Genomic DNA, 14,098 nt, shown 5'->3' with positions numbered 1-14,098 from the left:
ACCTCTCTTAAAAACCTAAACTTGATAATAAATCATCAACATCGTCCTGACCTGTGACGACATCATCACGCGACGCTGCATCGATAATCGGACCTTCAGCTTCATGACCTGCTTTTGGTTTTTTCACCACAGCAGGTCTGTCTGCCGGCGCGACATTGGTCTGACCAAAAGCCGTCAACAAACCAATCAGGCTGTCTTCAACTTCACGCACCAATTCAATGACGCGGCGTAAAATCTGCCCGGTCAGATCCTGATAATCTTGTGCCATCAGCACTTCAGTTAAAGAACTTTGCAGACTTTTGGCATCATTGGATGCCTGTTGCAAAAAACCATTAAGACTATGGCATAACTCTTTGAATTCACCAAGTTTCAGGTCGCGCTTCATCAAACGTTGCCAGTCGGGAAGGATCAGACCAAGGCCTGAATTAAGTTTATCCGCAATTGGCAGGCATGATTCGACGGCATCCATGGTCTTGTTGGCGGCTTGCTCAGTCATATCAATGACATGAGTCAAGCGGCGTTTGGCATCCGGAATGTCTTCAGACAGTAAATTACTGATGGAAGGATCGACCTGAAAACTTTTTAAAGAGTCGTGAAGCTGACGGGTTAACTTACCAACTTCAGCAAACAATTCGGAGGAGCCCGGCACCGCTAGCCCCTGCACAAGTTCGTTTGCAGCGTCCTGCTGCTCCATCTCTAACAACTGCACAAGCTCACGAGCCTGTTCTAAGGTAATAATAGGTGCCGTAAGTGCAGACATGGCGCCACTCCTGTGTCAGATACGGTTAACCTAAGCGTTCAAATACTTTTGACAACTTCTCTTGTAAGGTGGCGGCTGTAAAAGGTTTAACGATATAACCGTTCACCCCTGCCTGCGCAGCGGCGATGATTTGCTCTTTTTTCGCTTCAGCGGTAACCATCAACACCGGGATGTGTTTTAGTCTCGCGTCTGCACGGATGGCACGCAATAAATCAATCCCCTGCATGCCAGGCATGTTCCAGTCGGTGACGACGAAGTCGAAATCACCATTCTGTAACATCGGTAACGCTGTGCTGCCATCATCCGCTTCTGAGACATTTGTAAATCCCAGATCACGTAACAGGTTTTTGATGATGCGTCTCATAGTAGAAAAATCATCTACCACAAGAATTTTCATGTTCTTATCCAAAATCCCCTCCGACGAGATACCTCAATGGTTATTCTCAAGTATTACAACCAGTCCTGCATGCGGGCTCTTAACCTGACTAATGCCTGACTATGGATTTGACTGACCCGAGATTCGCTGACGCTTAACACTTCGCCAATCTCTTTCAAATTTAGTTCGTCATTATAATATAGCGACAATACTATTGCTTCCCGTTCAGGTAAGCTACTGATATTTTTTATTAAAGCCTGTTGAAACGAATCATTAGCCTGTTCTTCATATAAATGATCATCTTGCCTGTCATCCGCAGTGACCAAAACATCCTCAGAAATACCTAAATCTTCGATGCCAATAATTCTGCCACTGCTGACATCACTCAGCATATGGTGATATTCATCTAAAGTTATATCAAGTTTTTCAGCAACTTCAACATCTTTTACGTCCCGACCCAATTCTGCCTCTAATTCGGCGATTGTTTCAGCAATTAAACGGGCATTACGATGCACTGAACGTGGTGTCCAGTCGCCGCGACGCATTTCATCCAGCATAGCACCCCGAATCCGAATGCCAGCAAAAGTTTCAAAACTTGCCCCTTTGCTGCCGTCAAAATTCTTGGCGGCTTCAATCAAGCCAATCATACCGGACTGAATTAAATCATCCACCTGCACACTGGCTGGTAATCTGGCTAGCAGATGATAGGCAATCCTTTTCACCAGTGGCGCATGTTTTTCGACCAATTGTTGCATTCGATCTGCAGCACCGTAGGCTGCCAGGCGACTATTCACGCCAGGCCCCGGTTTGCTGATTGGCCTTGCACCAACTGTTCAAGAAAGAATTCCAGATGACCCGACGCGCTCGGCGGCACAGGCCATTGAACCGCACGGGTCGCCAGCGTTTTAATGGCCAAAGACGCCGGTGTTTTCGGGAAGGCGTCGACAAAGGCTTTTTGCTTTCTGGCTGCTTTACGAACATTTTCATCAAATGGGATAGTGGCAACTAATTCCAGCGTCACATCCAGAAAACGGTCAGTCACCCGACTCAGCTTGGCAAATAATTCCTGACCTTCTCTTAAGCTCCGTACCATATTAGCCACGATTTTAAACTTTTGCACTGAATGTTCCCGGCTAAGGATCTTCATCAGGGCATAAGCATCGGTAATGGAGGATGGTTCGTCACACACCACCACTAAGACATCTTGTGAGGCACGGGAGAAACTTAAAACCATATCAGAAATGCCAGCGGCAGTATCCACTAGCAAGATATCAAATTGGGTTCTTAATTCGGAAAATGCCCGGATCAGACCGGCATGTTCGGCCGGGCTTAATTCAGTCATCGACTGAGTTCCGGACGTGGCAGGGACAATTTTAATACCAAATGGACCTGTCACCAGAATATCGTCAAGCTCAGCTTCACCGGATAACACATGGGATAAGTTACGCTCGACTCTTAAGCCAAGCATTACATCGCAGTTGGCGAGGCCTAAGTCGGCATCTAACACCAGCACACGTTTACCCATTTGCGCCATTGCCATGGCGAGATTCAGCGTGACGTTGGTTTTACCAACACCGCCTTTACCCCCTGTCACTGCAATAACTTTTACCATCTGCTGCTTCATTCTTCTCAGGCCACTGGCTTGATCGTAAGTTAATTCATGATTATGCATAGGTCTCTTCCGCTCGCATCATCCCATCCTGATACCACTGATGACCCGAACTATTGTGTGCCATGCGTAGTTGTTCTGCCTGAGCCACCATCACAGCTGCTTCGGCAATATCGATATCCTCAGGTACCCGCTGACCATTGGTCAAATAACTGACGGGTAAAGCATTTTGAATTGCGACGTTAATAATCTCACCGAGACTTAAGCATTCATCAAGTTTGGTGAAAATACAACCCGCCAGGGTAATTCGTTTAAAATGCTCCACTGCCTCTTGCATGACACGCGCTTGCGATGTCGCAGACAATACCAGATAACTTTTTATTTTGACACGCGAATTATGCACTAAAGCTGAGAGATTTTCAGCAAGTCTGACATCTCTTTGACTCATTCCGGCGGTATCAATCAAAATTAATTTGCGTTGACCTAACGAAGATAACAATAGACCGAGTTCTTCATGATCACGAGCTTGTTTCACCGGACAGCCAATAATTCGGCCAAAAGTCGCTAATTGTTCAAAAGCACCGATGCGAAATGTGTCAGTGGTGATCAGTGCGACCTGGTCGGCGCCATGGCGTTTGGCAAATTGTGCCGCCAGTTTTGCCACTGTGGTGGTTTTGCCGACCCCCGTGGGTCCAACCAGAGCAATCACACCGCCACGGCGCATAATATCATCATTGGTGGTGGTCAGTTGGCCAGCCAGTAAATCCAGGGCACAGCGCCAGGCATCGGCATCATTCAAATCTTCTGGCATAAAACAGGCAAGCTGATCCGCCATCGCCTCTGACAAGCCCAACTGGGTTAATTGTTCAATCACCAGCGCGCGCACTGGTTCGCGCCTTGCTAAGTCCTGCCACATCAAACCTGACACCTGATGTTGCAGCAGTTGTTTCATCGACTGCATTTCCTGGCGCATGGCGTCAAACTGTTGTTGCATCTGACTGGCCTGTTGTTTTTGCAGTGCCGTCACTTCCTGTAAATTCGGCCCTTGCGCGACAGAATTCTGACGCTCTGGTGCCGCGCCAGGTCTGGCAGCAAAAGCGCGTAGCTTATCCTGACCGGCGGAGGGCTGGTTTTTTGACGCTGTGGCAGTTGGCGCTGCTGGTGTAGCCGCTTGCTGTTGTTTAATCATTTGCCGCGCCAGCAAAGCTCTGAGCGAATCTGCCGGTGGTGCGTCGCTTGGTTCATCTTCGTCATCAATCCGAATATCAAACCGGCTTTGCGTCGGCGCAGCTGCCACAGCAGCAGCCTCCTTCGCCTTGATTGGCGCGGCTTCCGGGTCAACTGCAGCCACAATTTCGACACCGCCGGCTACTTTTTTATTCGACAAAATAATCGCATCCGGTCCTAAGAATTCTTTAACTTCCGTTAAAGCAGTGCGCATATCTTTGGCTACAAAGCGTTTGATTTTCATGATTTAACTCCTAACTTGCCTGCCCTACCACACTGACAATCCGTACTTGTTTGTCATCCGGGATTTCCTGATAGGACAATACCCGCAGTCCTGGAATAGTGTATTTCACGAATCGTGCCATCACTGCGCGTAAAATGCCGGAAGTCAGTAATACCGCAGGTTCGCCGCTTAGTTCCTGCTGCTGACTGGCATCCCGTAGCGATTGCTGGATCCGTTCTGCCAGGCCTGGTTCAATGCCAGAACCATCGTTACCAGCGGCTTGCATCGATTGATGGAGCATTTGTTCCAGCTCAGGCGCAAAAGTCATCACCGCGATTTCGTCCGCTGAACCCGCCACTTCCTGCACGATCAGGCGACGCAGGGCAATCCGGCAAGCCGCAGTTAACACATCAATGTCCTGACTGCGGGCGCCATAGTCCACCAGCGTTTGCACCACTGTGCGCATATCGCGGATTGGCACCCCTTCATGTAACAGGTTTTGCAGTACTTTCACCACAGCCGTCAGCGGCAGCGTATCAGGCACTAACGCTTCTACCAGTTTGGGCGAAGTCTTCGCCAGCATATCCAATAAATTTTGCACTTCTTCATGGCCGAGCAGACTGGCGGCATGATTACTGAGGATCTGACTCAGATGTGTGGCCACCACTGTCGCAGCATCAACCACGGTATAACCAAGCGTTTGCGCATGTTCACGCTGATTTTTCGGGATCCAGACGGCGTCCAGACCAAAAGCCGGATCTTTAGTGGCAATGCCTTTTAAGGTACCAAACACCTGACCCGGGTTAATCGCCAGCTCATTGTCATGCCGTAACTCGGCATTGCCACTGGTCACCCCCATCAACGTCACCCGATAGGTGTTTGGTTCCAAGTCAAGGTTGTCGCGAATATGCACTGCCGGAATTAAAAAACCGAGCTCCTGCGATAATTTTTTCCGTACCCCTTTGATCCGGGCTAATAATTCACCACCTTGCGATTTATCCACCAGCGGTATTAAGCGGTAGCCAACTTCCAGACCAATAGTGTCGACACCCTGCACATCGTCCCAGCTGATTTCTTTTTGCACTGAGGTTTCAGCCCCGGCGGTTGGCAACAATTCTGATTTGCCATCTTGCTGTGCCTTAGATGGATTTTGTTGCTGATAGTGAATGTAATAAGCGGCACCACCGACCACGGCGGCCAGCGTCAGAAATGCGACATGCGGCATGCCGGGCACTATGCCCATAATAAATAACAGCGTCGCTGCCACCACCAGCACTTTGACATTGCCCAATTGGCCAGACATTTGTTTACCCATATCGGCATCTTTATTTTGCCGGGTCACAATGATGGCGGTACCGATGGACAACAACAGACCAGGGATTTGTGCAACCAGACCATCACCGATGGTCAGAATAGTGTAAATTTCCAGCGACTGACTAAAAGGTAAATCGTGTTGGATCATGCCGATAAACAAACCTCCGATCAGGTTAATCGCCACAATCACTAAACCGGCAATGGCATCCCCTTTGACAAACTTGGTAGCACCATCCATCGAACCGTAAAAATCCGCTTCCGACGTTACTTCTTCCCGTCTTTTTCGCGCCTGATCCTGGTCAATAAAACCGGAGTTTAAGTCGGCATCAATCGCCATTTGTTTACCCGGCATCGCATCCAGGGTAAAACGTGCGGTCACTTCTGCAATCCGGCCGGCACCTTTGGTAATCACCACAAAGTTGATAATAATCAGGATCAGGAACACCACGATACCAACGGCAAAATTACCGCCGATCACCACGTGGCCAAAAGATTCAATCACAGCACCAGCTGCGCCTGGCCCGTTATGTCCTTCCAGTAGCACCACCCTGGTACTGGCGACGTTCAGGGCTAACCGTAAAATTGTCGCGACCAGTAACACTGAGGGAAAAATGGCAAATTCCAGCGGTTTTTTTACATAAATCGTCACCAGCAGTACCACCAGTGCCAGTGCAATATTAAAAGAAAACAGCATGTCCAGCAGCAAAGGCGGCATTGGCAACACCACCATTGCCAGCGCAGCCATAATCACCAACGGTGTGGCAAAGCCTTTTAAATGAACCAGATGGCTGCGGTCAAAGCCTTGGATTGCCTTGGGAAGCTGCATAAATTACCCGTTAAAAAATTGACGCTCTACGCCTCTAAGGCAAAAAACGTTCCACAATGGCAATTTAGCAGACAATAAAGGGTGGGAATAACATTGAAGCGCACAGGCATTGCGCGCTTCACTGTTAGTGACGGAAACCTTCCGGAATAGGCAACTCTTTGGCGAGCGCTTTTGGCCGCTGACCTTTACCACGCTGATAGACTTTCAGTTGATAGACATAGGCCAGCACCTGGGCCACAGCAGCAAACAATTGCTCTGGAATAGGATGATCAAGCTCAGTCGTAAAATAAATCGATCTCGCCAGTGCCGGTGACTGCACAATAGGCACTTTGTTGGCCTCGGCGATTTGCCGGATGTACATCGCTACATCATCAACGCCTTTAGCCACCACTACAGGGGCGCGGAATTTACCATGTTCATATTTCAGCGCCACCGAATAGTGCGTAGGGTTAGTGACGACTACATCCGCTTTTGGCACCGCCTCCATCATCCGTCGTCTGGACATCTGAATTTGCAAACTGCGGATCCGGCCTTTAATTTCTGGGTTACCTTCCGAGTTTTTGTATTCGTCTTTCACTTCCTGCTTGGTCATTTTCAGCTGTTTGTGATGATTCCAGCTCTGAAAAGGGGCATCGACGGCCGCAATCACCAGCATGCTGGCACAGAGCCCAAAAAACAACCAGCACAGCAAGTACATCGCTGCCGCGATATCATCCGGTGTGCTCATCATCGACAACGCCATAATGTCCTGAAAAAACATCTGTAGCAGCACATAAGCCAATCCACCGATGACCACCACTTTGAGCACACTTTTCAACAGTTCCATCAGCGCCTGAGTACCAAACATCCGTTTTAATCCTGACATCGGATTTAGCTTGGAGGCGCGAAAACTGGCGCCATACCAGGTGAAGTTAAAACCACCGAGTAAGGTATTGCCAATGACACCGGCGATCAGGATCAGCGCAAATAATTTCAGCATCGGCGGGGTCAGTGCACTCAGGGAGGCGCTCATGGCGGTAAACATCGAATTAGGGTCAAAAATATCTTTGCCGTTCATCGACAACAATCTTTTACAAACCAGCAGTACGGTTCGCGCCAGCTCCTGACCAAACACCAGGATACCAATACTGCTGCCGAGCAGCACCAGTGCTGTTGCCAACTCTTTGGAGCGGGCTATATTGCCTTTTTCCGCCGCCTCACTGAGTTTTTTACTCGTGGGGTCTTCGGTCTTTTCCATATCGCTGTCGGCAGCCATCAGCGTCTCCTTCTAGCAACCAATCAGCTTGCAGGTATATTCAATACCGTGCTGCCATTGCAGGTTAAAGTGATAAGCGAAGGTATCCATCGTCAGCCACATAATGATCAGGCCTGACAACATGGTAATTGGAAAACCTATCGAGAAAATATTTAACTGCGGCGCAGCTTTCGTCATCACACCCAAAGCCAGATTCACCACCAGCATGGCCGTGACCGGTGCCAGCACAATCGCCAGCGACGCCGAAAAAATCCACAAACCAAATTCAGCAATAGTCCAGTAATGGGAGACATCCCACCAGCCACCATCAATTGGTAAGGAAGTAAAACTAAAGACCACCATCTGAAACATCACCAGATGACCATCCATGACCCAAAACAGCAAAGTAGCCAGGATCAGATAAAACTGACCAATCGCTGGCACGCTGACGCCACTGGATGGGTCAATCATCGAAGCAAAGGCCAAACCAGTCTGAGTTGCCAGAATTTGTCCGGCCTGAATAAAGGTATTGATAAACATCATCGAAATAAAACCAATAGCCAGGCCGATAATCATCTGCTGCAGGACCTGGATCACGGTATTAAAAGACATTAAATTGACATCTTTCACCGGTGGGATCACCGGCATAATCAGCAAGGTAAATATCACCGCCAACCCCATTTTGATCCGCACCGGCACTGTTTTTGCGCCAACACCGGCCATCAGCGCAAACATGGCAGCAATGCGGGTCAGCGGCAGCAGAAAGTCGGCAATACCCTGTAGCAGAATGGATAGCGGGAATTCCATCTTAACTCACCACAGTCGGAATACTGAGGTAGAGCCCAATGGTGTAATCCATCAGGGTTTGCGTCATCCAGTGGCCACCATAAATCAGCGCCAGCAAGGTCACAATCAAACGCGGTAAAAAACTCAAAGTTTGTTCGTTAATGGAGGTTGCGGCCTGAAATATCGCCACCAGTAACCCCACGACCAATGACGGCACAATAATGACCCCAACCATCAGGATCACCAGGTAAAGCGCATTATTGAGCACATCAACATAAACTTCAGGTGTCATGTTAAGTCCCTACCCCATAACTGGTGGCCAGACTGCCCATCACTAACAACCAACCGTCCACCAACACAAACATCATCAGTTTAAACGGCAGCGACACTATCATCGGGGATAACATCATCATCCCCATGGCCATCAGCACACTGGCCACGACCAAATCGATGATTAAAAACGGAATAAAAATCATAAAACCAATCTGAAAAGCGGTTTTGAGCTCACTGGTGACAAAAGCCGGGATCACAATGGTGATTGGATAATCGCTGTGTTGCGCCACTTGCGGGTGGCCGGCAATATCAGCAAAGGTTTCCAAATCCTTCACCCGGGTTTGTTGCAGCATAAAAGCTTTCATTGGCACTATCGCCGTATCAAAAGCCTGTAACGAGGTGATATCTTCTTTTAAATAAGGTTGAATCGCAGTGTCATTGACCTGTTTAAACACCGGCGCCATGATAAAAAACGTCATAAACAAGGTGATGCCAATCAGTACCTGGTTAGACGGACTTTGCATTAAACCTATCGCCTGACGCAAAATAGCCAGTACGATAATAATGCGGGTAAAACAGGTCATCATGATCAGCATGGCAGGCAAAAAGCTCAGTGCTGTCATCATCGCCAGCACTTGCAGGGTCACACTGTATTCCTGGGTACCGTCAGGGTTGGTGGTGACTTGTAACGCAGACAGGCCGGAGTTATCAGCCAACACTGCCGGGCTTAGCAGCACCAGCAGTACAAACAACAATCGGAGCATGGCATTTTTCTATTTTTTCAGGAACGATTGTAACTGCGTATGAAAATCTGATGCCAACTTTTCTTCAGGGAGGGGAGTTTCGAGATCAAACAGGAAATTTATTTGTTGAGCCGTGACACCTAAAACCCTCTGTTTTCCTTGCATTTCAATAACTAACAGTCGTTCACGCTGACCAATATTTAGCGTCGCAATAATGCGAAAATGTTTATTGCCAGGTAACTTCAGCTGCATTTTTTTATAGAAAAAGGCCAGTAACAACACTAACGCCACCACCAGCGCCAAAGAAATGACAATCTGACCGGCACCTGGTAAGGCATTGGCTCTGGGTTGTTCAACGCCTTTGGCCGCTGTGACTGGCACTGTGGCAACCGGTTCTTTGGCCGCGTTGGCCTGTTCTGTTGTCGTTGACGCCGCTGCTGGTGTTGTTGTGACAGGTGCTGCGGTTGCTTGCTCAGTTGCCGCAGCCTCACCAGAGGCAACCGGCATACTGAGCAACAGCATACTGAACAAGACCAGAGCGGAACACTGCTTCACCAAACCAAATAACCCCATTAGCGTAACTTCTTAATCCGTTCAATCTGGCTGATGACGTCGGTCAGACGAATACCAAATTTATCGTTCACCACCACCACTTCACCATGGGCAATTAAAGTACCGTTCACCAGCACATCCAGTGGTTCACCAGCCACCCGCTCTAATTCCACCACTGAACCCTGATTCAACTGCAGCAGATTACGGATACTGATTTTGGCCCGGCCCACTTCCATTGAAATGGTCACCGGAATATCCAGAATAGTTTCCAGTTTGCGTTTTTCATCGGCGCTAATGGTCGATCGGTCTTCCTGTAACTCTTCTAATTCAACAGCTTGAGCGCCATCACCACCTTCAGCCTCTGCTAAAGCGGCTGCCCACTCGTCCATCGTATCTTTATCATCAGCCATTACCATTTTTCCTCTAAACGTTCAGATAAAATCAAATCTGCTTCTAATTCACTGATGTCGGCGTCACTGTCCAGCCGACGCCCCCCTTTGGTAAATACATGCATCTCTGATTTAACCGATTCCGGCCTTTTAATTTTTTCGATAATTTTCAGTGCCACATTGTCACGCGAACGGCCCATTTTGGCGCGGTAAGTGGGCAAATCTTCAATCAGCACCGTGATATGCTCAGGCACTTCAATCGGAATAATATCGCCCGCCTGTAAATTCATTACTTGTTCCAGCGTCAAATCCACATCCATCATTTTGGTGGTCAAATTGACTTTGACATCCATGATTTCATCTCTGAGCGCCTTACTCCAACGCAGATCGGTATCTTCTTTATCACTTTGCACACCGGCATCAAGCAATTCACGGATCGGCTCCAGCATTGAATAAGGCAAAGCGACGTGGAAATCGCCACCACCACCATCCAGTTCAATATGGAATGAGCTGATGACCACCACTTCAGTCGGGCTGACGATGTTGGCCATCGCCGGGTTGACTTCGCTGTCGAGATATTCGAAGGAAACGTCCATCACCGGTGCCCAGGCTTCTTTGTAATCTTCAAAGATAAGCTTGAGCAGCATTTGAATAATCCGACGTTCAGTCGGAGTAAATTCCCGGCCTTCAATTTTGGCGTGATAACGCCCATCGCCGCCAAAAAAGTTATCCACCAGGATAAACACCAGTCGCGCTTCCATGGTGATGAGGCCGGTGCCCTTCAGTGGTCTGAACCTGACCATGTTCAAACTGGTGGGGACAAACAAGGTATGAACATATTCACCAAACTTAATCATCTGTACACCGTTGATCGAGACTTCAGCGGTGCGGCGCATCATATTAAACAAGCTGATGCGCATATGGCGGGCAAAACGTTCGTTGACCATCTCCAGCGTCGGCATCCGACCCCGGACAATACGGTCCTGCGAAGAAAAGTCATATTCAAATGCCGAACGTCCGCCGGCACCGGAACTGTCTTCTATCTCTTCTTCTTCGACGTCATCAACACCATGTAATAGCGCATCAATTTCGTCTTGTGACAGTAAATCAGTCAACTGGTTAACCCTCTGCTTGTCTGCACAGACTTATTGCATCACAAATCCGGTAAATAACACTTCTTCTACCACCATCGAACCGGCGACCCCAATCAGGGCATCCTGCACGTCTTTCAGTGCGGCCGCTTTTAAACTGTCTTTGCCGGCTGCAGTCACCAGATCATCGGCGTTGCCTTTACTGAAAGTCCGCAACATGGTGCTTTCGATCAGCGGAATATGCTGTTTGGCGGTTTCTTCATTATTCTGACCGCGTACCAGCAATTGCACCTTGATCTGAACTAAGCGGTCACGAGCAGCGCCTGGCACATTAAACACAAAAGGTCTTGGCATCGACACATAAAGCGCAGTACCAACCTGAGCCGCAGCAGCATCGGCTGGTGCTTCAGTGGCTGCGGGTGCAGCCGCCGCGGCACCATCCGCCGGTGTAACGGCTGCATCTGCTGCCGGTGGCGGTTCTTCACCGCCACTTAATAAAAAGTAACCTGCACCGCCCCCCAGCAACAACACAGCTGCTGCTGCAATGATGATGATTTTTTTCTTTTTCCCACCGCCATCGGCGATTTCGAGTTCTTTTTCCCCAGCCATATCCACTCCGGTTAAGACGGCAATTTTTCTATTATTTACCGCATATCCCGGCAAACGCAATCATCATGACATCAACTGCTGGATTTACCAGCGTAACATCAGTCTCAGGCGTAATAATCCACCATCCGATCTGAACTGCGGATGGTCACCTGCTGCGGTAAAGCTTCATCAACCAGCTCGGTATTGGTCAATTGCCGGGAGCCTGCTTTGGCTTGTTTTTCGCCTTGCTGTTGTTGCTGCTGTTGTGAGACCTGACTGTCCGTCAACTCAACGCCTTGTTGCTGCAACAATTCTCTTAACCTTGGCATTTGTTGTTCTAATGCTTCTTTTGCCTGCGCCTGCTGCACCACAAATTGCACCGACAATTGATCCTGCTGCAAATTCACTTTGATTTGCACTGAGCCAAGTTCTTCCGGCGCTAAACGGATTTCTGCGCTCTGGATTTTTTGTTGCACCTGATACATCACCCGATCTTTCAGTTGCGCGGCGGCTTGCGGTTCTTGTAAATACAGCGTTGGCAACTGCGCTTCCGCCGTTTTTAACGCTGCGGTTTGACTGGCGGCACTGCTCTGTTGGGTTGCCAGCGCCGGACTTTGCGTTTGTTGTGCCGGCGTTAATAGCTGGGATTTATCACCAGCGCTCGCCGCCAGACTCTGGAACTGCTGCTCTGGTAATACGTTGGTCGAAGCTGCACTGAAGGCATCACTACGCACTGACTGCTGGCCGCTTTGTGCTGATACAGCTTCAGCGCCAGTGGCTTGTTCTGCTTTAAATTGTTGTTGTTTGCTCAGCGCATCAGCAGCATTCGCCGCTTTTTGGTGATCAGCAAAGCTTAACTGAGCGGCACTGGTCATGGCCTGTTGTACCGGCGCAGCCGTGGGTTGCCGCTCTGCGTTGAGCACCACTTCAGTTTGCAGCGCGCTTTCTGCCACTGTCTGACTGTTTTGCTGGACGAATTGCTGTGGTGTAGTCACTGCAGCCTCAATCCGGCTCGGCACAGCTTTATCGTTCAATAGCGTTTTTTCTGCCAACTGAACAACTGCCTGCGGCTCAGTTACTGTGTTGTCGGCTTGAGTTGTTACCGTCGACAGCTCTGTTTCGGCGCTTTGTGCTGCCAGCGTTGTCTCAGGTTGTGATGCCGGCATCTGCTGGGCTGTAGCATTTGGCACTGCATTCTGAACTTTCTCGACTGGCGCAGCGCCGTTTGACACTATCAGCTCAGGTGGTGACTTCGCATCCGGCGTGGTCGCAGTTGGTGACGCTGCAGCTCGCTCTGATTGAGGTGCGGCGACGGCAGCGCTGCTGTCAGTACCTTTTGCTGCCAGCGCTAACTTCAGATCTGCCGTCGCGGCCAGAGCTTCGGCTGGCGTTGACTCCGCGGCTGCCGGTACTAACCCGGCCAGCACTGGACTGTTTTGCTCCGCCTGCGTTTTGGCCTCAGCATTGAAGGCAATGCCAGTTTGCAGACTGCTATCGGACTTTTCGGCGGATAGCTGCTCTGCTGCACTCTGAGGGTTGGCAGCGGTTTTACCCTCCGCCTGCGTCAAGGTTGCCGAATATTGTTCCGCCGCTGAAATTAATGCTAACCAGGGGGAGTCCACAGCAGCCAATGCCGGATCAGTGCTGTTGGCGACCTGACCGGCTTCAGGCAATAGCGGTGCTGTCACTGTGCTGCTTTGGCCATCTGACTGGGACTGAATCAAGGCTAACTGAAGGAGCTGTGCATCAGATGGCACGGCTTCAGTCGCCGACGCCGTTGCCGGTTTTGCAGGTGCCACTGGCAAGAGTTCCGGGGTTTTTCCTGCATCTGCGACATTGACCTTTTGCCGCACTAATGCAGCAACATCCACTGTAGCGGCAATTTCCTGCCCCGCCTGTGGAGTGGCAGAGGGTTTCACCGAAGCTTCCACCGATGGTCCTGCCGATGGGCCCGCCAACTGCTCTGCCATTTCGTCGGCAAATACACTGGCAAATCCGCTCTCTTCCTGCATAGACAAGGACGCAGCATCAGATTTTTTGCCTGTCGCAACAGATGTTTCAGCATTTAACATAAAAAACTGCATATCTACACTCATCTCGCCCTCGG

The 14,098-nt window shown here is 49.5% G+C and carries 15 protein-coding genes; all 15 read right to left on the bottom strand.

All coding sequences use genetic code 11. The annotated features are described in order from the left end of the window. Positions 1 to 7: 7 nt before the first annotated feature. Positions 8 to 760 carry a protein phosphatase CheZ gene (locus AC53GJ_RS08245; protein ID WP_496732185.1) on the bottom strand — a complete coding sequence of 251 codons (753 nt, stop codon included), beginning with the start codon at positions 758 to 760 and terminating at the stop codon, positions 8 to 10. A 25-nt stretch (positions 761 to 785) separates the two neighbouring features. Further along, positions 786 to 1,157: a chemotaxis response regulator CheY gene (cheY, locus tag AC53GJ_RS08240; RefSeq protein ID WP_442967929.1), complete on the bottom strand. Its 372-nt coding sequence runs from the start codon at positions 1,155 to 1,157 to the stop codon at positions 786 to 788. A 53-nt stretch (positions 1,158 to 1,210) separates the two neighbouring features. Then, a complete protein-coding gene (locus AC53GJ_RS08235; RefSeq protein WP_496732184.1) occupies positions 1,211 to 1,930 on the bottom strand; it encodes an RNA polymerase sigma factor FliA in 720 nt (239 codons plus the stop codon). Further along, on the bottom strand, positions 1,927 to 2,808 hold the full coding sequence (locus AC53GJ_RS08230; RefSeq protein WP_496732183.1) for a MinD/ParA family protein: 882 nt from the start codon (positions 2,806 to 2,808) through the stop codon (positions 1,927 to 1,929). The genes AC53GJ_RS08235 and AC53GJ_RS08230 overlap by 4 nt, the downstream gene beginning before the upstream one ends. After that, positions 2,801 to 4,216: a flagellar biosynthesis GTPase FlhF gene (gene flhF, locus AC53GJ_RS08225; protein WP_496732181.1), complete on the bottom strand. Its 1,416-nt coding sequence runs from the start codon at positions 4,214 to 4,216 to the stop codon at positions 2,801 to 2,803. Before flhF ends, AC53GJ_RS08230 begins: the two co-directional genes overlap by 8 nt. A gap of 10 nt (positions 4,217 to 4,226) precedes the next feature. Then, complete coding sequence (gene flhA / locus AC53GJ_RS08220; protein ID WP_496732180.1) at positions 4,227 to 6,335, bottom strand: flagellar biosynthesis protein FlhA; 2,109 nt, start codon at positions 6,333 to 6,335, stop codon at positions 4,227 to 4,229. 124 nt (positions 6,336 to 6,459) lie between these two features. Beyond that, positions 6,460 to 7,590 (bottom strand): flagellar biosynthesis protein FlhB, encoded by a 1,131-nt coding sequence (flhB, locus tag AC53GJ_RS08215; RefSeq protein WP_496732179.1) that lies wholly within the window; start codon positions 7,588 to 7,590, stop codon positions 6,460 to 6,462. A gap of 12 nt (positions 7,591 to 7,602) precedes the next feature. After that, positions 7,603 to 8,376 (bottom strand): flagellar biosynthetic protein FliR, encoded by a 774-nt coding sequence (gene fliR / locus AC53GJ_RS08210; protein ID WP_496732177.1) that lies wholly within the window; start codon positions 8,374 to 8,376, stop codon positions 7,603 to 7,605. Position 8,377: 1 nt separating this feature from the next. Beyond that, positions 8,378 to 8,647, bottom strand: coding sequence for a flagellar biosynthesis protein FliQ (gene fliQ, locus AC53GJ_RS08205; RefSeq protein ID WP_496732176.1), 270 nt, complete (start codon positions 8,645 to 8,647; stop codon positions 8,378 to 8,380). Between the two features lies 1 nt (position 8,648). Beyond that, complete coding sequence (gene fliP / locus AC53GJ_RS08200; RefSeq protein WP_496732175.1) at positions 8,649 to 9,392, bottom strand: flagellar type III secretion system pore protein FliP; 744 nt, start codon at positions 9,390 to 9,392, stop codon at positions 8,649 to 8,651. 9 nt (positions 9,393 to 9,401) lie between these two features. After that, complete coding sequence (gene fliO, locus AC53GJ_RS08195) at positions 9,402 to 9,944, bottom strand: flagellar biosynthetic protein FliO (protein WP_496732173.1); 543 nt, start codon at positions 9,942 to 9,944, stop codon at positions 9,402 to 9,404. Continuing rightward, complete coding sequence (fliN, locus tag AC53GJ_RS08190) at positions 9,944 to 10,333, bottom strand: flagellar motor switch protein FliN (RefSeq protein WP_496732171.1); 390 nt, start codon at positions 10,331 to 10,333, stop codon at positions 9,944 to 9,946. Before fliN ends, fliO begins: the two co-directional genes overlap by 1 nt. Continuing rightward, positions 10,333 to 11,427, bottom strand: coding sequence for a flagellar motor switch protein FliM (gene fliM, locus AC53GJ_RS08185; RefSeq protein WP_496732170.1), 1,095 nt, complete (start codon positions 11,425 to 11,427; stop codon positions 10,333 to 10,335). The genes fliN and fliM overlap by 1 nt, the downstream gene beginning before the upstream one ends. 30 nt (positions 11,428 to 11,457) lie before the next feature. Continuing rightward, positions 11,458 to 12,012, bottom strand: coding sequence for a flagellar basal body-associated protein FliL (fliL, locus tag AC53GJ_RS08180; RefSeq protein WP_496732169.1), 555 nt, complete (start codon positions 12,010 to 12,012; stop codon positions 11,458 to 11,460). Positions 12,013 to 12,116: 104 nt separating this feature from the next. Then, positions 12,117 to 14,075 (bottom strand): flagellar hook-length control protein FliK, encoded by a 1,959-nt coding sequence (locus AC53GJ_RS08175; protein ID WP_496732168.1) that lies wholly within the window; start codon positions 14,073 to 14,075, stop codon positions 12,117 to 12,119. Positions 14,076 to 14,098 lie beyond the last annotated feature (23 nt).

This window comes from Rheinheimera sp. B2H12, assembly GCF_059620065.1.
The sequence above is the reverse complement of the archived record's forward strand: the minus strand, read 5'-3'. Positions and strand labels throughout refer to the sequence as shown.

What these genes read in the sequence shown, in the direction of transcription:
- AC53GJ_RS08245 (WP_496732185.1), bottom strand. Translation starts at nt 760, where the DNA reads ATGTCTGCACTTACGGCACCTATTATTACCTTAGAACAGGCTCGTGAG.
- fliR (WP_496732177.1), bottom strand. Translation starts at nt 8,376, where the DNA reads ATGGAATTCCCGCTATCCATTCTGCTACAGGGTATTGCCGACTTTCTG.
- cheY (WP_442967929.1), bottom strand. Translation starts at nt 1,157, where the DNA reads ATGAAAATTCTTGTGGTAGATGATTTTTCTACTATGAGACGCATCATC.
- flhB (WP_496732179.1), bottom strand. Translation starts at nt 7,590, where the DNA reads ATGGCTGCCGACAGCGATATGGAAAAGACCGAAGACCCCACGAGTAAA.
- flhF (WP_496732181.1), bottom strand. Translation starts at nt 4,216, where the DNA reads ATGAAAATCAAACGCTTTGTAGCCAAAGATATGCGCACTGCTTTAACG.
- fliO (WP_496732173.1), bottom strand. Translation starts at nt 9,944, where the DNA reads ATGGGGTTATTTGGTTTGGTGAAGCAGTGTTCCGCTCTGGTCTTGTTC.
- AC53GJ_RS08230 (WP_496732183.1), bottom strand. Translation starts at nt 2,808, where the DNA reads ATGCATAATCATGAATTAACTTACGATCAAGCCAGTGGCCTGAGAAGA.
- fliQ (WP_496732176.1), bottom strand. Translation starts at nt 8,647, where the DNA reads ATGACACCTGAAGTTTATGTTGATGTGCTCAATAATGCGCTTTACCTG.
- AC53GJ_RS08175 (WP_496732168.1), bottom strand. Translation starts at nt 14,075, where the DNA reads ATGCAGTTTTTTATGTTAAATGCTGAAACATCTGTTGCGACAGGCAAA.
- fliL (WP_496732169.1), bottom strand. Translation starts at nt 12,012, where the DNA reads ATGGCTGGGGAAAAAGAACTCGAAATCGCCGATGGCGGTGGGAAAAAG.
- fliP (WP_496732175.1), bottom strand. Translation starts at nt 9,392, where the DNA reads ATGCTCCGATTGTTGTTTGTACTGCTGGTGCTGCTAAGCCCGGCAGTG.
- flhA (WP_496732180.1), bottom strand. Translation starts at nt 6,335, where the DNA reads ATGCAGCTTCCCAAGGCAATCCAAGGCTTTGACCGCAGCCATCTGGTT.
- fliN (WP_496732171.1), bottom strand. Translation starts at nt 10,333, where the DNA reads ATGGCTGATGATAAAGATACGATGGACGAGTGGGCAGCCGCTTTAGCA.